The sequence below is a fragment of the Cetobacterium sp. 2G large genome (assembly GCF_014250655.1).
In the GTDB taxonomy this organism is placed as follows: domain Bacteria; phylum Fusobacteriota; class Fusobacteriia; order Fusobacteriales; family Fusobacteriaceae; genus Cetobacterium_A; species Cetobacterium_A somerae.
Genome location: NZ_JACHTH010000005.1, coordinates 117507 through 138535, shown reverse-complemented (window position 1 = coordinate 138535; position 21029 = coordinate 117507). Strand labels below are relative to the sequence as shown.

The following is a 21029-nucleotide window of genomic DNA, read 5'->3' as shown; positions in this document are numbered from 1 at the left end:
TTTATTCACTAGATTTTTCTCTATAGTATTCTTGATAATTAAATTTTGATATTGCTTTTTTTGATTTTTGATTTACTAAAGAATAACTTCCATCTTTATTTTGAACTCTTAATTTAACATTATCCTTCAAAATATCTTTTATAAGTTGAGTAACTTTTTTTCGATCCTCTTTATTTTCTAATGGAAACATTGTTTCTACCCTTCCATCTAAATTCCTTCTCATACAATCTGCACTTCCTAAATATAACTCTTCTTCTCCATTGTTTTCAAAATAATATATTCTATCATGTTCTAAAAATCTTCCAACTAAACTATAAACCTTTATATTTTCGCTTAATCCAGCTATTCCGGTCTTTAAACAACAAGCTCCTCTAACAATTAAAGTAACCTCAACTCCAGCTTTAGAAGCATCATAAAGCTTTTCTATTATTCCTTGATCTGTTAAACCATTCACTTTAATAACTACTTTTCCTAATCCACCTTTTGAAATATTTTCAATCTCTCTATCAATAAATCTGTATAATGTATCTCTTAAATGAGTTGGTGCAACTATTAGTTTTTTCCAATCATCTATCTTTGAAAATCCAGTTAATTTATTAAAAAGATAACTTGCATCTATTCCCATCTCTTCATCCATAGTAAAGAATGAGTAATCTACATATAGTTTTGCTGTTGAATCATTATAATTTCCTGTTCCTAAATGTACATATCTTTTTATCCCATCCTCTTCTTTTCTAATTATCAATAAACATTTGGCATGAGTTTTTAACCCACTTAATCCATAAATTACATGACACCCTGCTTCTTCTAGCTCTCTTGCCCATTTAACATTTCTTTCTTCATCAAATCGAGCTTTTAATTCTACTAATACTGTCACTTGTTTTCCATTTTCAGCAGCTTTTTTTAAATATTTTATTATTGGTGAATCACCACTTACTCTATATAAAGTTTGTTTTATAGCTAAAACTTTAGGATCTTGAGCTGATATTTTTACCAAGTCAACCACATGATCAAAGCTTTCAAAAGGATGTCTAAGTAAAATATTTCTTTTTGATAAAACTTTAAATATATTTTCACCAGCCAACTCTTTGTAATACCTTGGAATATTTTTTTCAAATTTTAACTCTTCAACTCCATCAACATCTACCATTCCCCATAAAAATGTCAAATCTAAAGGACCTAAAACAGGATAAAAATTCTCCTCTTCAAGTTCTATTTGCTCTTTTAAAAATTCTAAACTTTTATTAGAAACCCCACGAATATATTCAACTCTAACTGGATTACCCCATTTTCTATTTTTGACCTCTTTTTCTATTTCAACTAATAAATCCTCTGCACCACTGTTTTCATCTATACCTAAATCTTCATCCCTTGTAATTCTAAAATACCCTATATCTATTATTTCATAACCATTAAATAATCTATGAAGATTATTTTTTATTACCTCTTCTAATAAAATAAAATTATTACCACCAGGTAGCTTAATTAATCTATTTACAACTCTTGGAATTTCAACTATAGCAAAAGATATTCCATCCTTCTCTTTTACATTTAAAATTAGATTTATAGCTCCACTATTTAAATGTGGAAATGGTCTAAAAGTATCTATTGCCATTGGTGTCAATATTGGAAATAAAGTTTCATTATAGTAGTTTTCTATAAATCGTAACTCTTTTCCTTGTAACTCTTCATACGTCTTTATTGAAATTTTACCTTCTACTTTTATTTTATCCATAATTGTAGTATAAAGTTTATATTGCTTCTCAATAACTTTTGTGACCTCTTTTTTTATTATTGTTAACTGCTCTTTTGGAAGTAAACCTGCTATATCTCTCAACTCTAAATTTGATTCATCTTGGGCTTTTAGTCCAGCAACCCTTACTTTAAAAAATTCATCAAAATTCGAACTTACAATTGCTAAAAACTTTATTTTTTCTAAAAGTGGATTATCATTTGCCTCTGCTTCAGAGAGTACTCTTTTATTAAACTCTATCCAACTTATCTCTCTGTTGTAAAAGTCCTTTCCAGTATAGGTACTCATTCTCCAAACCTCCTATTTATTTTAAGCTCTATATCTAAGTCAAAAAGATATTTAAAAAGTTTTGACTGTTTCTCAAAACTACTTTTCTCCATATAAAAATCTTCTTTTGTATCCATCTCTATTATTAAATTAGTTTTAGTTAAATTTATTTTTTCATTATATAATCTTCTTTTTTTCCCTCTATCTAAAGATGTTGCTATTTTAATAATTGCTATAATTTTTAATAGTTTTATTAACTCTTCACCTTTAAATCCATAGTTATAAAGTGATTCTAACTTTGTATTTGACGTATGAGCTCTAACTATAAAGGCTATTTTTTCAATCATCTCTCTATTCAAACCAAATATTGTTGTATTTTCAAGTATATACGCTGAATGCTTACTATGATTTTCAAAATCTATTGCTTTTCCTATATCATGTAAATAGGCTGCTATTATAAAATATTTATAATCTTTTAATCCTAAAGAATGATACCCTTTCAATTTATCTAATAATTTTATACCTATATTTTTTACAAACTCTGAATGTTCTCTATCAAAATCAAATTTTTCACCTAAATCTATAACTGAATCTAATGTTATTTTCCATAATGTTTCTTCAAAAGAGTATCTAATTTCAGGATAAAATTTCTCTAATGCACATAAATCTTTTATATTAAAATCTAAAAATTTAATCTCTTTTACTTCAAAATAATCAGCAAAACTTATAATTAAGCAGATTGATATAACCATTAATTTTGCAGTAGGCACACTACACTTATATTTTGTAGAAATTTCATTGTATGAATGCTCTTGTAAAAACTTTATTTTTTCTTTTAATTCACTTAATGTTAAATTTTTTAAATCCTTTTTTCCAAAAATTAATTTTAAAAGTTTTTCTTCTAATTCTCCTTCTAAAATAAGTTTTTTTATAATCTTTCTTCCTACATCTCTTCTTATGAACTCAACATAACTTTCCATATAATCACAAATAAAATCAAAAGCCTTCTTTGAATTTATATTATTTTCTTCAAGTATTAAATATAACTTTTCTGTCCCTAAATTTATATGCTCATTTATAGATAACTCTCCTTTATAAAATAGATATACCCCTGAACTAAAAGATTTTAAATTAAAAAATAATCTGCTCTCTTTTTTTGAAAAAACCTCTTTTTCCAAATGAATTAATTTTTTTATAGAGTAATATGTTTTTTCACTTAAATCTATACTTTCTACAGGTAAATTTACTTTTAGCTTTATTTGATCTAGAACCATTGGAAAGTTAGTTATTGTTTTAAAAAACTCACTAAATATAATTTTCTTTTCTGTAGTTCCATAATCTCTAGATAAGTTATCCATTTTTTTTAATATCTCACATAATTTCCTCATTTTTTCCAGAGAAATTTCATCCTTGTCTTTAATCTCTTTGAAAAGATTAATATCTTCTGTAACTTTTTCTAAAACTTTATATCCATTTTCTTTTTTTTCATATATTTTCATCTCTATAAAAGTTGAATTAATCTCTATTACTGTATAAGTCCCCATATCCTCTCCATTCTATTTATTTCATTTTAAACTTCAATTTTTTATCAAAAGTATTTATAAATTTTTTCTGAGATATAAATAAATCAATAATTTTTAAGTCCTCTTCATCTTTATCTTTAATAAAAAATATAATCTCATCTTTTGTAATTTCTATTTCAAAATTTTCATCTTCCAATAATAAATCATCATAAAATATATTTGTCATATTCAATATTTTAGAAAGCATCATTAATTCATCTATTTCACTATCTTTAAACATCTCCTTATATTTTTCTAACCCTTTATATTTTTTATTTCCTCTAGCTACAATTAATGCTGAGGCTACAAGTTCTTTTTGCTCAATACCTTTTACTCCCAAATTTAATATCATATAAGCTGAGTGCAATGGATAATTTACAAAATTAATACTCTTTCCTATATCATATAAATACGTCACTATCTTTATTATTTTTTCATTTATTCCTTTAAGCTTATATTCTCCATCCAATGATAAGCATATTTTTTTAAAAATTTTATATTGTTTTTCTTTTATTATTGTATTAATATCCAAAATTTCCAATATCTCTCTAAAACCATCTTCAAAAGGATCTTGAATAACTTTCCCACATTCGCTGAGCCTTTCATACAAAACTCCCTCTCTTATTCCATAGCCACTAATTATTAACTCTTTTAAAGAGAAATATGTTAATACCTCTTCTACTGCTATCGCTGCTCCTATAAAAACATCAGCTCTCGCTTTTGATAATCCTTGTACATCTTGTTTCTCTTTATAGTCTTTATCTTTTAAAAAGTTTACCACTTCTTTTACACCATCAACACTTACCTTATAATTATGTAATAACTCCAAAGGATAGTTATTCATATATAGATTTACTCCTCCAATATTTCTAACGGTTCCTCCTACCCCTATTAAAGGTAAATCTTTTATTTTATCTTTCCACTGAACTATTTTAAGTTGGTTTTGTATAAACTCTCTTAATGTCTCTTCATCTTTTTTACTTAATTTATCTTTTAAATCTGCAATTTCTGATAAAGTTACTGCTCCAAAATTTAAACTTACTCTCTCTAAAGCTTCTCTATTTTCAAAGTGAACTATTTCTAAACTTGATCCACCCAAGTCAATTACAACTCCATCTTTTATATCTAATGTGTTTATTGCTCCTTCAAAAGAAAAATATGCTTCATCCTCACCTTTAAAAACAATTACATCTATTCCTGTTGTTTTTAATATTTCTTTTAATAGATATTCTCCATTTGTAGCAATTCTTAAAGCTGCTGTTCCAAAAGCTACAATTTCATCTACGTTATTTTTTAAACATACTTTTTTAAATAATTGTATTGTTTTTAATGCTAATTTTATTTTTTCATCCTTTAACTCTTTTTTATCGTTTATCCCCTCTCCTAATCTAACGGTTTCCTTTATATCCTCTATTGGAATAAAAGATTTATTCGGAGTAATTTCATATATAACCATTCTAATAGAGTTAGAACCAATATCCATAACGCAAATTCTTTTTCTTAAAGTCATTTTAACTCCTCCAAAACTTTTGTATTTTTAAGGATTTACTGCTTTTTTATCTCTCTTCCTTTTCAAAATAAATTTCAACTTTTATTTTTAATTTATAAAAGGAAATATAGGCATTTATATGTACTCTAATTATAATAACGGAAACAAAAGGAGGAGGCTATGACTAGTACAAATAATAATTCTACTGATCTTGTTAATATAAGGGATTTGTTACCAGAAGATATTCCAATTTTACCTCTTGTAATAAGACCTATTTTCCCAAATATTCTAACTCCAATCGCTTTCACAGGAGAGGATTTTTTACAAGCAATAAAAGATGCAGAGGAACACTATAACGGTTTCATCGGTTTAGTTTTTGTGAAAGATATTGATGATAATGATTACTTCAACTCAACTTTATATGATGTTGGAACTGTTGTTAAAATTAATAAAGTTACATCTATCTCCCAAGATTCTGTTCAAGCTATTGTTTTTGGTGTAGAAAGATTTAAAAAGAAAAAAGTTGTCCCTGGAAATTCTAGATTGTGTTGGAAAGTAAAATATAATAGAGAAACAACTGATTCATCCGTTGAACTTAAAGCTTATATGCTTGCCATTATGACATCTTTAAAGGAAATTTTTGAAGTTAATCCTATACTAAAAGAGGAGTTAAAACTCTTAGTTTCCCAAGCATCATATGACCATCCTAGTATTTTTATAGATTTTGTTTCTTCAATGCTAAAAGCTGAAGCAAAGGATCTCCAAGAACTTTTAGAAGAGTTTAGTATAGTTAATCGTTCACAAAGACTTTTAACGATGCTGAAAAAAGAATTAGAAATCTCCCAACTTCAAGCTAAAATTTCTAAACAAATCGAAGATAAAGTTAGTAAGCAACAAAAAGAATATTTTTTAAGAGAACAGCTAAAATTAATAAAACAGGAACTTGGATTAGAAAAAGATGAAAAATCAGCAGTTATTGATAAAATTGTAGATAAAATAAATCATATTCATCTATCTCCAGAAGCTGAAAAGATAGTTGATGAACAACTTGAAAAACTTTCTCTACTTGATCAAGGTTCTCCTGAATATCATGTAGCTCGAACATATATTGAGTCTATTGTTGAACTTCCATGGGGCGTTTTTTCAAAAGATAGATTGGATATAAAGAAGGCTAAAACAATTTTAGATCGGGATCACTATGGTCTTGAAGATATAAAAAATAGTATTTTAGAATTTGTAAGTACAGTTATAAAAACTGGAAATGTTAATGGATCCATTCTTTGTTTAGTCGGACCTCCAGGAGTTGGAAAAACATCAATTGGTAAATCAATAGCAGAATCATTAAATAGAAAATTTTATCGTTTCTCTGTTGGTGGTATGGTTGATGAAGCTGAAATCAAAGGGCATAGAAGAACATACATTGGAGCTATGCCTGGAAAAATTATTCAAGCTTTAAAGCTTGTACAAACATCAAATCCTGTTATTATGATTGATGAAATAGATAAAATTGGAAATAGTTTTAGAGGAGATCCCGCTTCTGCTTTATTAGAAGTTTTAGATCCAGAACAAAATAAGGATTTTTTAGATCACTACTTAGATATAAGATATGATTTATCAAAAATTCTTTTTGTTACAACTGCAAATCAACTAGATACAATTCCAAGACCATTACTTGATAGAATGGAAATCATTCATTTATCAGGCTATATACTTGAAGAAAAATTACAAATAGCTCAAAAATACTTAATTCCTCAACAACTTAAAGCTCACGCTTTGGATAATAAAGAGATTACGATAAGTAAAAATGCTCTAAAATTTATAATAGATAAATATGCTAGAGAAGCTGGAGTTAGAACTTTGGATAAATGTATTCGAAAAATTATGAGAAAAGTAAATCTGAAAATTGCTGAAGGTAATAAGGAAAAAGTTAGAATAAACGAAAATAATGTCGAATCTTATTTAGGAGTTCCAATTTTTACTACAGAAGAACTTTACCAAAATGAAATTCCAGGAGTTACTCTTGGATTGGCATGGACTTCTATGGGTGGTGCAACACTATATATTGAAGCAGCTAGTATCAGTAATAAAGAGAGTGGATTAAAGCTAACAGGGCAATTGGGAGATGTTATGAAAGAATCAGCAGAGATTGCATATTCATATATTAGATCATTACTCGCTAAGGATAACACTCTTCCTGCTGAAGCAAAAGAATTTTTTGATAAAAATAGAGTTCATCTACATGTACCTGAAGGTGCTACTCCTAAAGATGGCCCATCTGCTGGTATCACAATGGCTTTAGCTCTTTACTCTTTAGCTACTAATACTCCTATTAGAAAAGGTATTGCCATGACTGGAGAATTAACTTTAACTGGTAAAGTTTTACCTATTGGAGGAGTTCGAGAAAAAACTATCGCTGCTAGAAGAGTTGGTATCTTTGAACTACTTCTTCCTAAAGATAATAAAAAAGATTTTGATAGACTTCCAGATTTTTTAAAAACTGGTATTACAGTTAATTATGTTGATTATTTCACTGATGTTATTAATTACACTATAAAAAAATAGAAAAGGAATGCTTCAATGCATTCCTTTTTACTTTATTTCAATCTCTTTTATAATATCACCATCTAAACTTTTTATACAAAAGTAGTTATCCTCTAAAATTCCATAACTATTTACATTTCCACCTTTTGGTAAAGATATAGAACCTGGATTTAATCTATATATACCATCTTTTTCATATGCTACTGGTAGATGAGTATGCCCATACATAAATATATCTCCTTCACAAATATTAGGCAAATTTTCTTCACTATATACATGACCATGTGTTACAAAAATTCTCTTCTCTTTTAAAAAAATCGTAGAATAATCTCCTAAAATTGGATATTGTAACATCATTTGATCTACTTCGCTATCACAATTTCCTCTAACTGCAATTATTTTATCCTTATAATTATTTAGTATATCTGCAACTTCTTTTGGATTATATTCCAATGGCAATGGATTTCTTGGTCCGTGATATAATTCATCACCTAATATTAATATATATTTAGCTTCTTCTTTTTTATAAGCTTCTAACGCTTTTTTTAAGAAATAACTTGATCCATGAATATCTGACATTACAAAAATTTTCATAGCTAATCTCCTTAAAATATTTTTTTTCATTATATATCAATTTTCTAGAAAAAAAAAGGAATTTATTATTTTCTTTTTAATAATACTTTTAGAAAAGAGTTGCCTTTTTAATATTAAAATGGTATACTTCTGTCGAGTATACATTAAAGTTGTATATTTATACTTAATTAAAATTATTTTAGGAGGTTATCATGGCTCATAGAATTAACGAAGATATCTGTATCGGATGCGGAACTTGCGAGGCAATCTGTCCTGTTAGCTGCATTTCAGAGGTTGATGGAGGAAAAAGAAGAATCGACGAGGATCAATGTATTGATTGTGGTGCTTGTGCAGGTGCTTGTCCTGTTGAGTGTATCGCTCCAGCTGAGTAATAACTTACAATAAGAGATCAAGAAATTGATCTCTTTTTTATTATATATTTATATTAAAGGGGGCTTAATGAAACTTATTTACAAAGTTAATATTGATGAAATTGGAAAATTTATAGATAGACCTAATCGATTTACAGCATCACTAGAGCTTAATAATAATGAGATAATTACTGCTCATGTTCATGATTCAGGAAGAATTAAAGAACTTTTTTTTCCTGGAAATCAAGTTTTTTTAAGAAAAGCAAAAAATATCGAGAATCGAAAAACTTTATGGGACGTTATTGCCGCTTGTGCAGATGATAATGAAGAAATTTTAATTAATTCATCTATTCATAGATATATCACCGACAATTATTTTAAAAATGAGGATATTTCTATCTTTGGAAAAATAGATTTTATAAAACCTGAAGTTAAATTTGGTAATAGCAGATTAGACTATTTAATTGAAAAAAATGGAGAAAAGATATATATCGAAACTAAAGGAGTATCTCTTTCTAAAAATAAAATCGCTACTTTCCCAGATGCTCCAAGTGTAAGAGCAACTAAACACTTAAATGAGCTAATTGAAATTAAAAAATCTGGCCATCGTGCTGCTGTTATACTTATTATTTTGAGAGATTCTGATTTTTTTGTTCCTAATTATGAAACTGATCCAATTTTTTACAAAACATTTTATAAAGCAATTGAAGAAGGGGTTGAAGTCTATCCTCTACAATTTTCTTTTATCAATGGCGAAATTTTCTTTAAACATAAAAAAATTAAAATCATTCCTTATAAAAATAACTTCTAAATATAGATTTCTATACATTTTTGTATTTTCATATTTTTATGATATAATAGTAATAAAAATGTTTGGAGGTCACTGTGGAAGACAAATTTTTAATTGAATCTTTAAATAGTTTACTTAAAGATGATCTTTTTAAAATCTTAGCTAAATTTAATATAAAAATTGCTAAAAGTACTGTTAAAGGAAAAATTATAGAAAAGGTTACAGAAGCTTATGAAAATAATACTTCAGCTTTTTTAGAAATTTTTTCTAAGGATACTATATCTTTACTTTCTCAATTTAATGTTGAGAAAAACCAAGTTAGCGAACAAGATTTCTTTGAATATGAGGAATTTTTATTACCGTTACAAAGTTTTGGATTTATATCTAAAAATGTTATAAAAGAAAAAGACAATAACCACTACCTTATCTCAACATGGTTTATTGAAACTATAAATTCTATTTCTCAAAAAGAAGAGAATAAAGTTTTAATTGACTCTTATCAGGAACTTGAGATGCTAATTTTAGGAATGATTAGATTCTATGGTGTTATTGATGAGCATAAATTATTAGAACTTTTACTTCCTACATTTAAAGATATTACTTTAGAGAAAATTCATGCTTTTATTGATTGTAGATGGATTTTAAATGTATTTATATCAAAATTAGAAGATTCTGGAAGCAAAACTATCTATTTAGTAGCTGATTCTGTTTCTGAACCTGTTGATATTTTACATGAAACAATTAAATATGATGGTTTAGAGTACAAAATATTAACAAATGATGAGTACAAAAACTATTGGAATTACTTCTTCATTGAAAAAACTCAAGAAGTTGCTGATTTAATTGCCCTTCTAATGTCTCACAAAATGCAAGGAGCTCAAATTGGATTTGAAATTACAACAATAATTGATAGATTAAAAAATAATCTACCTATAGAAGAGATTGTTTCTGATAGTAAAACTAGAATTAAATTTGATAATTCTAATTCTGAATCTATATTTACAGCTCTTGTAACTAAAATTTCTAAGTCTTTACCTCTTTGGACTCTAAAAGGACATTCATATGTTGAAGTTTTTGGTGAAAATCAACCACCAAGAGTAGTTAATAAAGTTGGTAGAAATGAAAACTGTCCATGTGGATCAGGAAAAAAATATAAAAAATGTTGTGGAAAATAAAAAAAATAGGAGCTTAGCTCCTATTTTTTTATTCAATTATATTTGGTTTTAGTTAATTTCTATACTTTAATAGTATAGTATTTGCAAGATTTTGTCAAGAATTTATTTTTTTCTTCATTTTAATGTATTTTTTATGTATAATATACAGAAAAATAAAGGAGTTTTGTATGAATTTTTTAAACAATTTTTTTAAAATCCAAGAAAGGCATAGTAGCATCAAACATGAGATTATTGGAGGAACTACTACTTTTCTAACTATGGCTTATATTATTTTTATCAATCCTGCTATTCTTAGTGAATCTGGAATGGATAAAGGAGCCCTTATTACTGTTACCATTATTTCAGCAGCAATTGGAACTCTTATATCTGCCCTTTTAGCTAATGCACCTTTTGCTTTAGCACCAGGTATGGGTTTAAATGCATTTTTTACTTATTCTCTTGTTATTGGAAGAGGTATTCCTTGGGAAACAGCTTTAGGTATTGTTTTTCTTTCTGGTGTATTTTTCTTCTTTTTATCAATTGGAGGAATTAGAGAAAAAATTGCAAATGCTATTCCACTTTGCTTAAAAATATCTGTGACTGGAGGAATTGGTCTTTTTATCGCTTTTATTGGTCTAAAAACTTTAGGAATTGTTTCTTCTAATCCAGCAACAATTATTGGTTTAGCAAGATTTAACTCACAAATTTTAATTGGAGTTATTGGTCTTTTTATTGCAATTATATTAGAAATAAAAAAAGTTAAAGGTGGAATATTAATAGGTATAATTTCATCTACTGTTATAGGTCTATTCACTGGTGATACTATAATGCCTAACTCTATTGTATCTATGCCACCTAGTATTGCACCAATAGCTTTTAAATTAGATATTATGGGTGCTCTTAAATTATCTTTATTAGGCCCAGCTTTTTCTTTTATGTTTGTTGATCTTTTTGATTCACTTGGAACTTTAATTGCATGCTCTAAGGAGATTGGACTAGCAGATAAAAATGGAAAAGTTAAAGATCTTGGAAAAATGCTATACGCAGATGTTACTTCTACTATAATAGGTGCAGTTCTAGGAACAAGTACTGTTACTACTCTTTCAGAAACAGCTGCTGGAATTGCTGCTGGTGCTAGAACTGGATTAGCTTCAGTTGTAACTTCTCTTTTCTTTATAGTTGCATTATTCTTTACCCCTTTAGTTTCTATTGTTCCATCATTTGCAACATCACCAGCTCTTATTATCGTTGGAGTTTATATGTTTAAAAATATTTATGAACTAGATTGGAAAGATTATAAAACTCTTTTTCCATCTTTTGTTACAATATTAATGATGCCATTAACTTATAGTATCAGCACTGGACTAGCATTTGGTTTCATATCTTATATAATTATCCATGCTGGAACTGGAGATTTTAAAAAATTAAATCCTACTCTTATCTTTATAGGAGCTTTATCAGTTCTAAGTCTAATTGTATAAAAGTAAAAGACAGCTATTTTTAGCTGTCTTTTATTAATTCAAGTAATATTTCAATTAATTTTTCCCTAGCTGGTGATTTTGTCATTGGAACATGATCAGAGTCTAACGTTATATACTTCCACTTTCTTTTTTCTACTCTTTTCTTCATAATTTTTTTAGGTTTTTCTAAATGCTCAAATCCAGTACTATCTAAACAATCTATATAAGCTCCTGGAATTTTTTTTCCATTTCCTTTAAATTTAACTTTTTCCTTATATGGATTAAAAGGCATATCTTTTATTAGCGGATGCTCCTTTCCAAATAATCTTTTAGGCAAGTATTTATCCTCTCCTTCATTTTTACATATTTCATATAACTCACCTTCTCTTTTTTCTCCAAATAAAGTTAAAATACTTTCGTTATCCTCTAGAAAAAAACTATCAATATATATTTGATATTTTATTCTTTCAGGAACTAATTCTACTACAGCTGATACTACTGCGCCTCCAAAAGAGTGTCCAATTAAGTATATATTATCTAAATTATTTTCTACTATTAGATGTTCTACCTCTTTTGCATAAGTAGTCAAATTAATTTTATTTTCTAGAATTTTTTTTCTATCTCCTATTCCTGATAGACTTGGACAATATACATTATTACCATAAAGTTTTAATATCTTTTCTATATCTCTAAAAACCCATCCCCCAACACCCGCTCCATGTATTAAAATTATATTTTTTTTCATTTTTCACCTCTATAAATAATAAAAGGCTTGAAATTAATCAAGCCTTAAGATATTACATTCCTTTTAGTAGTATTTGTACCTCTGGTCCAATTGGGAATCCACTTAACATCCAAGCTGCTAAGAAAATTGACCATCCAATTAAGAATGTTATTGAGTAAGGAAGCATTACTGATATCAATGTTCCTAAAGAAGCTTTCTTATCATATTTTTGCATAAATACAATTATCATTGCAAAATATGACATTAAAGGAGAAATTATATTTGTACTTGAATCTCCTATTCTATAAGCTAACTGAGTAAACTCTGGTGAGTATCCTATTCTCATTAACATCGGAATAAATACTGGTGCTAATATAGCCCACTTAGCTGAAGCTGATCCCATAAATAGATTTAAGAATCCTACGATTAATATAAATCCTATTACTAATGGAATCCCACCAATTCCAGCTGTTTCTAAGAAGTCTGCTCCTTTTACAGCTAAAATTGTCCCTAAGTTTGTATATCCAAAATATGCTATAAATTGCGCTGCGAAGAATACTAAAACTATATATCCAGCCATTCCTTGCATTGATTTAGTAAGCATACCCATTACATCTGAATCATTTTTTATTGTTCCAATAGATTTACCATAAGCTAATCCTGGAAGTGCGAAGAAAATTACGATTATTGGTACCAATCCACTTCCTAAGAAGTTTTTACCTAATGCAAAATAAATTGGTACTAATAAAACTAACATAACTACTGTAGCCATTCCAGCTGATCTTAAAGCTTTTTTCTCTTCCACAGTAACTTCTTGGAAATCAATAGCTTCATCTCCTGTATATTTCCCTAATCTTGGTTCTACTATTTTATCATTAATTAAAGTTCCTAAGAAAGCAATTACAAATGTTGATGCCATCATAAAGTACCAGTTTGCTGTTGGTAAAACCTCATAAGTTGGATCAAGTATTTTTGCAGCTTCCGTTGATATACCTCCTAAAAGTGGATCAATTGTTCCAATTAACAAGTTAGCTGAGAATCCTCCAGAAACTCCAGCAAATGCTGCCGCTAATCCAGCAATTGGATGTCTTCCAAATGACAAGAAGATTAATGCTGCCAATGGTGGTAATACAACGTATCCTGCATCTGATGCTACGTTTGACATAATTCCTAAGAAAATAACCATAACAGTTACTAATTTTTTAGGTGTAGATAATGCAACTTTTTTTAATATTGCTGCCATTAATCCAGATCTTTCAGCAATACCTATTCCAATTATTGCTACAAGTACTGTCCCTAAAGGTGCAAATCCAGTAAAGTTTTTAACCATAGATGTAAATATATAATTTACTCCCTCTTTAGTCATTAGAGATTTTGTTGATATAACCATCTCCTCTGTCTTCATTGTTTTACTATTGATTCCAACAAAATCAACAGACCAACCTAAAGCTCCACCTATTCCAGATATAATAATAACTACTACAGCTAATATTGCAAAAAGTGTAGCTGGATGTGGTAGGGCATTTCCTCCCTTTTCAATTATGTTCAAGAATTTGTCAATAAAACTCTTGTTATTAAGTTCGTTCTTTTTTAATTCAGCTTCCATTTTCCCCTCCATATTGATAATTTATTTTCATTTTATTATAAAATGATTAATAAACTTTCTACTATAGATAAAGGATACCATATTTTATATAAAATTAACAAGATTAATTTTATATATTTTTTATAAAAAAAATATATATTGTTCTGCAATTAGTACTTTTTACGAACATTTTTTGTATTTTTTACATTGTTTTATACATTATTTAATTTTTTTAAATGATTTATCCAATGACGTTAAAATTTCATAAGAATCTTTTTTTACTAAAATATCATCTTCGATTCTTACTCCTCCAAAATTTGGAAGATAAATTCCAGGCTCAATTGTTATTACCATTCCCTCTTTTAATATTTTATTCTCTGCCTTAAAAGAAACTCCTGGATATTCATGAATTTGAAGTCCAATACCATGTCCTAATCCATGACCAAAGTATTCACCATACCCTTTTTCTTTAATAAAATCTCTAGCTACTGCATCTAATTCATGAACTGAAATTCCTGCTCTAACCTCTTTTATTGCTTTTTCATTTGCTTGTTTTACAATTTCATATATCTCTAAATGTTTTTCTGAGGGATTATCTCCTACATAAAATGTTCTTGTTATATCTGAAGCATATCCTTTGTAAAAACATCCATAATCTATTGTCAAAAAACCTTCCTCTATTTTTTTATCACTAGCTACTCCATGAGGTAAAGCTGATCTTTCATTAGATGCTACAATAAGATCAAAAGATGGCTTTGAAGCTCCTAATTTTCTCATTTGATATTCTAGTTCTGCTGCAATCTCACTCTCTTTTACTCCAATTTTGATTTTAGGAATTGTTAATTCTAAAGCTTTTTCTGCAATTTCCACAGATTTTTTTATTATTTCTATCTCTTTTTCTGACTTGATTTCTCTTATCTTTGTAAAATTATCATCTAAATATACATATTCTAAACTTGGAAAATTGCTTTCAAAAAGTTTAAATTGATCTAGTGTTACATTTTGATTTTCAATCCCTAATTTTTCAACTTTAAATTCTTTTAATATCTCTCCAACTTTTTTTAATGTAGATATATTTTCACAAATTAATTCATAACCATTTTTTTCTACTTGTTCCTTCCCCTGAGCTACATACCTAAAATCAGTTATAAAAAACTTCTTATCTCCTGCTACTAATGCTACTCCTGTTGTTCCTGTAAAACCTGTAAAATATCTCACATTAAGCATATTAGTAATTAAAACCGCATCAACATTTTTTTCTTTCATTAACTTTTCTAAATTCATTAAATTACCCCCTTAAAATATTATTTTTCCTCCACCCACTACTAAGTCATCACTATATATTACTAAATGCTGTCCTTTTGCATTTTGTGGATTTTTATTTTCATATTCAAAATATATTTTTTCGTTTTCTTTAATTACTTTACCATAAAAACCTTGGCTTGAAAACCTTGGCTTTGCTAAAACCCTCATTGATTTTAATTCATCAAAAGAAATATGGGTTTTAAAGTTTTCTAATTCTACTCTTTTTTTATATAACTCTGAATAATCACCTAAAATTATTTCATTTGTTTCTGGTAAAATATCAACAATAAAATATATTTTAGAAAATAAGACTCCTAGTCCTCTTCTTTGGCCGATTGTATATAATTGATATCCTTGGTGTTGACCTAAAATCTTTCCAGTTTTATCTAAATAGTTTCCAGGTTTAATCTTGTCACCTAACATTTTTTTTAAAAATTCTAGATATCCCTCTTTTGCAAAACATATACCTTGACTATCTTTCTTATCAAAAACTTTTACTCCATATTTTTTAGCTTTTTCTCTGACAATAGTTTTTTCATATTTAGCTAAAGGAAATATCATTCTTTCTATTATTTCAGGCTCTATTCTATACAACATATAACCTTGATCTTTTCTTACATCCTTTGGTTTTTTAAACAGATTTCTTTTAAATCTATTTTCTTTACTTATCTCACAATAATGACCAGTTGCTATATAATAGGCCTCTTTTAAATTAGCAATCTCTATTAATTTTTTTATTTTTATTATCTCATCACAAACTACACAAGGTGATGGTGTCATCCCTTTTGAATATTCATCTATAAAATACTTTACAATTTTTTCATTAAACTCATCTACAATATCCAAAACTATATGCTCTATATTTAATTCTTTTCCAAGAGATATTGCATCTTTCAGATCTTGTGATTCTCTCTGCTCTTTACTAACTACTAAAGTAACTCCAATTACTTCAAATCCATCTTCTTTTAACATATATGCTGAAGTTGATGAATCTACTCCACCACTCAGTCCTAAAACTATTCTTTTCTTATTCATATTTTCCTCTATTTTTTTGATATGTGAATTGATCCAATATTATATTTTTTTATTTCATCTCCTATAAATACTTCTAACATTCCATCTTCTAAAATATCTCCTGCTATTCCACTTTCTTCTTTATCAAATGTAACAATATTTATTCTCTTACCATATAGATAGTTAACTTTATTAATTTTTTCTAATATCTCTTTCCATTTTCCTTTTTTAAACTCTTGAAAATTATTATAAAAATCTTCAACAACAGTAGCTATAACTTTCTCTAAATCATATGTTTTACCTGTTTTTTCTCTCAATGATATTGCAATACTTTTAGCTTCTTCTAAATTTAAATTATTTATATTTAAACCTATTCCAATAATATAGTTATCTCTTATTTTCTCTACTAAAATTCCACTTATTTTTTTTTCATCTAAATATAAATCATTCGTCCATTTAAACTTATAATCTAAATTTTCTATTTTTTTTAATGAATATAAAAGAGAGTATCCTATTAAAAGAGATAATTTCATATACTCCTCTTCCGGTATTTCTATATCATGTTTTAACACAAATGAAAACAATGCGGCTCCTTCTGTAGAAACCCACTTATTTCCTCTTCTTCCTCTTCCCAATGTTTGAACTTTTGCTATTGCTAAATCTCCTTCTATTACATCTTCCTTTTCTCTTAAAAACTTATTTGTAGAATCTATCTCATCAAATTTATATATTCTCATACTTTCTCCTTATAAAGAAAAAATTAGGCAGAATTCTGCCTAATTTTTTAGTCGTTATATCCCTCAGGATTTTCTTTATGCCACTTCCAAGCTGTTTCTATTATTGAATCTAACGATGCATACTTAGGTTTCCATTTTAACTCTTTCATTGCTTTCTCTGAGCTAGCAACTAACTTTGCTGGATCGCCTGCTCTTCTTGGAGATACCTCTGCTGGTATTGGATGCTTTGTTACTTTTCTTGCTACATCTATAACTTGCTTAACTGAGAATCCCTCTCCATTACCTAAATTATAAACTGTACTTTCTCCACCATTTTTTAATCTATCTAAAGCTAGTATATGTGCATCTACTAAATCCATTACATGAACGTAATCTCTTATACATGTTCCATCTTCCGTTGGATAATCATCTCCATATATACCTATTTTCTCTCTCTTTCCTAATGCTACTTGTAATATTATTGGAATAAGATGAGTTTCTGAACTATGATCTTCTCCAATTTCTCCTGTTGGATAAGCTCCAGCTACATTAAAATATCTAAGAGCTGTGTATTTTATTCCATATGCGTAGTCATACCATTTTAATAATTTTTCAACCATTAATTTACTCTCACCATAAGGGTTTGTTGGCAAAGTTTCATCTGTTTCTAAAATTGGTATATTTTTAGGTTCACCATATGTTGCTGCTGTCGATGAAAATACAATGTTCTTCACATTATGTTCTTTCATTGTATTTAATAAGTTCATTGATCCAACTACATTATTTTCAAAATATTTAGCTGGATTTGTCATACTTTCTCCTACTAAAGAATCGGCTGCAAAGTGTATAACTCCCTCTATTTTATTCTCTTTAAAAACTTTTTTTAAAAACTCTACATCTCTTAAGTCTCCTAAAGCTAATTTTATATTCTCTGGAATAGCTTCCACATGCCCTGTTTGCATATTATCTAAAACAATTACCTCTCTTTTTGCTTCTAATAAAGCCTTTACTGCATGACTTCCAATGTATCCAGCTCCACCACAAACTAATATTGCCATCTTTATCCTCCTATGGTTTTTTCTTTATTATATTTGCTTTTTAATGTCCAGTCAATCCTTTTAAAACTCTTTATGCTGTATCTTATTTAATTTATTTAAAAAAGATTACATTTGTAAAAATAGCTAGATTATAAATCTAGCTATTTTTTACTATCTTATTTTATTTAAAATTCCCATTCCATATACAGGTCCTGTATGCGAAGCTATAGTTGCTCCTATCTCCATTCTACCTCTATAATCCAATTTTTTTGTTTTTTCTGCAATACTTCTCAATTGGTCTGCAGCCTCTAATTCACTACGAGTTCCACCCCAACCAGTATACATTATTATTGAATTTTTTTCATTTTTAATTAGTTTTTCCATATATGATAAAGCTCCTCTTTCTCCAAGAGCCTTCGCTTCAATACATACTTCTCCATTTTCTAATTTTAAAACTGGTTTAATTTTTAAGAATCCACCAATTACTGACGATGCTCTTCCTATTCTTCCACCTTTTTCTAAATATGAAAGTTCTTTTACAACAAAATAAACTTTCATTTTACTTTTTGTTTCGTCAATCCATTCTATTATCTCATCGAATGACTTTCCTTCTTTTACCATTTTTGCTGCTTCTAAAACTATATGTGCTAAAGCAAATGTTACTACTTTAGAATCTACTATAGCAATATCATCCTCTTTATTTAGCATTCCTCTTGCTACTCTAGCAGCTTGCTGAGTTCCGCTTAATTTACTTGAAATATGAATTGAAATTATTTTTTTATAACCTTTTTCAAGTAACTTTTCATAAAGTTCTTTAAATTCAGCTGGTGATGGTTGAGATGTTTTTGGAACTATATTTTCTTTTAATAATTGTTTCCAAAACTCTCCTTTAGAAATATCTACACCATCTCTATAATATGTATCTCCTGCTAACTTTATTTTTAACGGGATTATGTCCACATCTAAGCCTTTTATCATATCTGGTGTTAAATCTGACGTAGAATCTGTTACAATGGCAATTTCAGGCAATTCAGGGTTTCTATTTGTTATATATATATAGTATGGATAATTTTCCTGTCCTATTACTAAATCTGAATACTTAACTGTAGATTTTATTCCTTTAAGAATTTTATTTGCTTCCTCAGTAGAACCTTTTCCAATACATGCAAATATATTTAATGTTTCACTATTTACACATTCTTTATATGTATTTTCTATAATTTCTTCTAATGTAGCTGCTCTTAATTTTATTTTTCCATTAATTAATGCTATATAATCTCCTTGAGATATCAATAACTCATCAACTTTTGTGTCTCTAACTGCTTGTGTTATCTCAATAGAAGTATTAAATGGAAGTTGCTTTAAGATTTCGTCCATTCCAAAATCTTTATTTTTTACAACGTACTCTCCTTCTAACATTGTTTTAGTTTCTAAAACAGTAACCTCTTTAGAAGATCTTTCTGCTGCCATTTTAGCAGATGATATGATATTTTTATTATTTGGTAAAATAACTATCTTATCAGCTTTTATTTTATTAATTCCTTCTTCTATATCAGCAACACTAGGATTTTGTGTTTGCCCTCCTATTAATACAGCTGTAGCTCCATTATCTAAGAATAAATTACCTAATTCCATATTATCAACAATAGCAAAATATGCTATAGGTTTACTATTTTCATTTTGAACTAGAACTTTACCTTTTTTATCAAGTTTATACTGTTCAGCATCTGCTAAAAGCATATTTTTATGCTGAATCTCCATATTGTCGATTTTTATATTTGATAAATTACCTAATTTACCAGCTATCTCTAAAACTGCTCCTGGATTATTTGTATGTATATGAGTCTTTGTTTTCTTTGACGTTTGAGCACATACCATAGAATCTCCAAAATTTACTATTTTAGATTTATAGTCATCTAAATCAAAATCTCCAGACTCAATTACAAATTCTGTACAATATTTGAATTTTATATCTTCAAATACATGATTTCCAGAGTGTTCCATTATATCTTTTCTCTTAGCTTGAGATTGAACTATTCTCTCTAAGTCATGAAGCATTTCTGGATCTGTAATTGACTTTTCAAAACCTTCTAAAATATAGAATATTCCCTGTCCTCCAGCATCTACTACACCAGCCTCTTTTAATTTTGGTAGTTGATTTGGTGTCTCTTCTACAGCTTCTTTTGCTGCCTCTTTTAAGTAAACTAAAAATGGAATAAAGTCATCTGATGGACCATTATAGATCTCAGCTTCTTCAGCTACTCTTCTTATAACAGTTAGCATTGTTCCTTCTACAGGTTCACTTACAGCTTTATATGCCTTCTCTTTAGCTAATCTAAAAGCTATCTTTACATCATCTACTGTAACTTCCTCTTTAGTTCTAACTCCTTCTAAAAATCCTTGAATAATTTGAGATAAAATTGTTCCAGAATTTCCTCTTGCTCCTAAAAGAATTGCTTCTGAAACTATATCAGCTAATTCTTCCATATCTGGCTCATGATTTAACTTTATTAATTCATTTTCAACTGCTTGTAATGTCATAGACATGTTTGTTCCTGTATCTCCATCTGGTACTGGATATACATTTAAATCGTTTAAAACATCTGAATATTTTGATAACCATCTACTTGCAGCTATTAATAACTTTGTTAGCCTAGTAGAGTTTAATACCTTTACTTCTATATTCAT

General features: G+C 28.0%; 16 protein-coding genes. 5 read left to right on the top strand and 11 right to left on the bottom strand.

Features of this window, described 5'->3' with window-relative positions; all coding sequences use genetic code 11:
- Nucleotide 1: 1 nt before the first annotated feature.
- Genes ppk1 through H5J23_RS03385 form a run of 3 tightly spaced genes read right to left on the bottom strand, consistent with a single transcriptional unit; the run spans nt 2 to nt 5092 of the window.
- On the bottom strand, nt 2-2041 hold the full coding sequence (gene ppk1 / locus H5J23_RS03395; protein WP_221892784.1) for a polyphosphate kinase 1: 2040 nt from the start codon (nt 2039-2041) through the stop codon (nt 2-4).
- The gene (locus H5J23_RS03390; protein ID WP_023049763.1) at nt 2038-3564 is read right to left on the bottom strand and encodes an HD domain-containing protein; all 1527 of its coding nucleotides are present in this window, start codon (nt 3562-3564) and stop codon (nt 2038-2040) included. The genes ppk1 and H5J23_RS03390 overlap by 4 nt, the downstream gene beginning before the upstream one ends.
- 16 nt (nt 3565-3580) lie before the next feature.
- The gene (locus tag H5J23_RS03385) at nt 3581-5092 is read right to left on the bottom strand and encodes a Ppx/GppA family phosphatase (protein WP_185890975.1); all 1512 of its coding nucleotides are present in this window, start codon (nt 5090-5092) and stop codon (nt 3581-3583) included.
- Nucleotides 5093-5251: 159 nt separating this feature from the next.
- On the opposite strand from H5J23_RS03385, the gene lon reads away from it, so the two are divergent.
- Nucleotides 5252-7633, top strand: coding sequence for an endopeptidase La (gene lon, locus H5J23_RS03380; RefSeq protein WP_023049761.1), 2382 nt, complete (start codon nt 5252-5254; stop codon nt 7631-7633).
- Between the two features lie 27 nt (nt 7634-7660).
- Here lon and yfcE read toward each other — a convergent pair whose 3' ends face one another.
- On the bottom strand, nt 7661-8206 hold the full coding sequence (gene yfcE, locus H5J23_RS03375) for a phosphodiesterase (protein ID WP_185890973.1): 546 nt from the start codon (nt 8204-8206) through the stop codon (nt 7661-7663).
- Between the two features lie 191 nt (nt 8207-8397).
- Between yfcE and H5J23_RS03370 the strand changes: the two genes are divergently transcribed.
- From H5J23_RS03370 to H5J23_RS03355, 4 genes are all read left to right on the top strand, one after another.
- Nucleotides 8398-8577, top strand: coding sequence for a 4Fe-4S binding protein (locus H5J23_RS03370; RefSeq protein ID WP_023049759.1), 180 nt, complete (start codon nt 8398-8400; stop codon nt 8575-8577).
- A 67-nt stretch (nt 8578-8644) separates the two neighbouring features.
- Nucleotides 8645-9367: a DNA/RNA nuclease SfsA gene (gene sfsA / locus H5J23_RS03365; RefSeq protein ID WP_221892783.1), complete on the top strand. Its 723-nt coding sequence runs from the start codon at nt 8645-8647 to the stop codon at nt 9365-9367.
- Nucleotides 9368-9441: 74 nt separating this feature from the next.
- On the top strand, nt 9442-10521 hold the full coding sequence (locus H5J23_RS03360; protein ID WP_023049757.1) for an SEC-C metal-binding domain-containing protein: 1080 nt from the start codon (nt 9442-9444) through the stop codon (nt 10519-10521).
- A gap of 167 nt (nt 10522-10688) precedes the next feature.
- Entirely contained in the window at nt 10689-11981 is a 1293-nt protein-coding gene (locus H5J23_RS03355) for an NCS2 family permease (RefSeq protein WP_023049756.1), read from the top strand.
- A gap of 19 nt (nt 11982-12000) precedes the next feature.
- On the opposite strand, the gene H5J23_RS03350 is transcribed toward H5J23_RS03355, so the two are convergent.
- The 7 genes from H5J23_RS03350 to H5J23_RS03320 all read right to left on the bottom strand — a co-directional run bounded on the left by H5J23_RS03350 (nt 12001) and on the right by H5J23_RS03320 (nt 21029).
- The gene (locus tag H5J23_RS03350) at nt 12001-12705 is read right to left on the bottom strand and encodes an alpha/beta hydrolase (protein WP_185890971.1); all 705 of its coding nucleotides are present in this window, start codon (nt 12703-12705) and stop codon (nt 12001-12003) included.
- Between the two features lie 52 nt (nt 12706-12757).
- The gene (locus tag H5J23_RS03345; RefSeq protein ID WP_040405921.1) at nt 12758-14290 is read right to left on the bottom strand and encodes an AbgT family transporter; all 1533 of its coding nucleotides are present in this window, start codon (nt 14288-14290) and stop codon (nt 12758-12760) included.
- A gap of 198 nt (nt 14291-14488) precedes the next feature.
- Entirely contained in the window at nt 14489-15553 is a 1065-nt protein-coding gene (locus H5J23_RS03340) for a Xaa-Pro peptidase family protein (RefSeq protein ID WP_185890969.1), read from the bottom strand.
- A 12-nt stretch (nt 15554-15565) separates the two neighbouring features.
- Nucleotides 15566-16609 (bottom strand): tRNA 2-thiouridine(34) synthase MnmA, encoded by a 1044-nt coding sequence (mnmA, locus tag H5J23_RS03335; protein WP_185890967.1) that lies wholly within the window; start codon nt 16607-16609, stop codon nt 15566-15568.
- A gap of 8 nt (nt 16610-16617) precedes the next feature.
- Nucleotides 16618-17325, bottom strand: coding sequence for a biotin--[acetyl-CoA-carboxylase] ligase (locus H5J23_RS03330; RefSeq protein WP_185890965.1), 708 nt, complete (start codon nt 17323-17325; stop codon nt 16618-16620).
- 47 nt (nt 17326-17372) lie between these two features.
- The gene (gene galE, locus H5J23_RS03325) at nt 17373-18362 is read right to left on the bottom strand and encodes a UDP-glucose 4-epimerase GalE (protein ID WP_185890963.1); all 990 of its coding nucleotides are present in this window, start codon (nt 18360-18362) and stop codon (nt 17373-17375) included.
- A gap of 150 nt (nt 18363-18512) precedes the next feature.
- Nucleotides 18513-21029 (bottom strand): DegV family EDD domain-containing protein, encoded by a 2517-nt coding sequence (locus H5J23_RS03320; RefSeq protein ID WP_185890962.1) that lies wholly within the window; start codon nt 21027-21029, stop codon nt 18513-18515.

Excerpts from the sequence above, each read along its gene's own strand:
- ppk1 (WP_221892784.1), bottom strand. The coding sequence starts at position 2,041 with ATGAGTACCTATACTGGAAAGGACTTTTACAACAGAGAGATAAGTTGG.
- H5J23_RS03390 (WP_023049763.1), bottom strand. The coding sequence starts at position 3,564 with ATGGGGACTTATACAGTAATAGAGATTAATTCAACTTTTATAGAGATG.
- H5J23_RS03385 (WP_185890975.1), bottom strand. The coding sequence starts at position 5,092 with ATGACTTTAAGAAAAAGAATTTGCGTTATGGATATTGGTTCTAACTCT.
- lon (WP_023049761.1), top strand. The coding sequence starts at position 5,252 with ATGACTAGTACAAATAATAATTCTACTGATCTTGTTAATATAAGGGAT.
- yfcE (WP_185890973.1), bottom strand. The coding sequence starts at position 8,206 with ATGAAAATTTTTGTAATGTCAGATATTCATGGATCAAGTTATTTCTTA.
- H5J23_RS03370 (WP_023049759.1), top strand. The coding sequence starts at position 8,398 with ATGGCTCATAGAATTAACGAAGATATCTGTATCGGATGCGGAACTTGC.
- sfsA (WP_221892783.1), top strand. The coding sequence starts at position 8,645 with ATGAAACTTATTTACAAAGTTAATATTGATGAAATTGGAAAATTTATA.
- H5J23_RS03355 (WP_023049756.1), top strand. The coding sequence starts at position 10,689 with ATGAATTTTTTAAACAATTTTTTTAAAATCCAAGAAAGGCATAGTAGC.
- H5J23_RS03350 (WP_185890971.1), bottom strand. The coding sequence starts at position 12,705 with ATGAAAAAAAATATAATTTTAATACATGGAGCGGGTGTTGGGGGATGG.
- H5J23_RS03345 (WP_040405921.1), bottom strand. The coding sequence starts at position 14,290 with ATGGAAGCTGAATTAAAAAAGAACGAACTTAATAACAAGAGTTTTATT.
- H5J23_RS03340 (WP_185890969.1), bottom strand. The coding sequence starts at position 15,553 with ATGAATTTAGAAAAGTTAATGAAAGAAAAAAATGTTGATGCGGTTTTA.
- mnmA (WP_185890967.1), bottom strand. The coding sequence starts at position 16,609 with ATGAATAAGAAAAGAATAGTTTTAGGACTGAGTGGTGGAGTAGATTCA.
- H5J23_RS03330 (WP_185890965.1), bottom strand. The coding sequence starts at position 17,325 with ATGAGAATATATAAATTTGATGAGATAGATTCTACAAATAAGTTTTTA.
- galE (WP_185890963.1), bottom strand. The coding sequence starts at position 18,362 with ATGGCAATATTAGTTTGTGGTGGAGCTGGATACATTGGAAGTCATGCA.
- H5J23_RS03320 (WP_185890962.1), bottom strand. The coding sequence starts at position 21,029 with ATGAATATAGAAGTAAAGGTATTAAACTCTACTAGGCTAACAAAGTTA.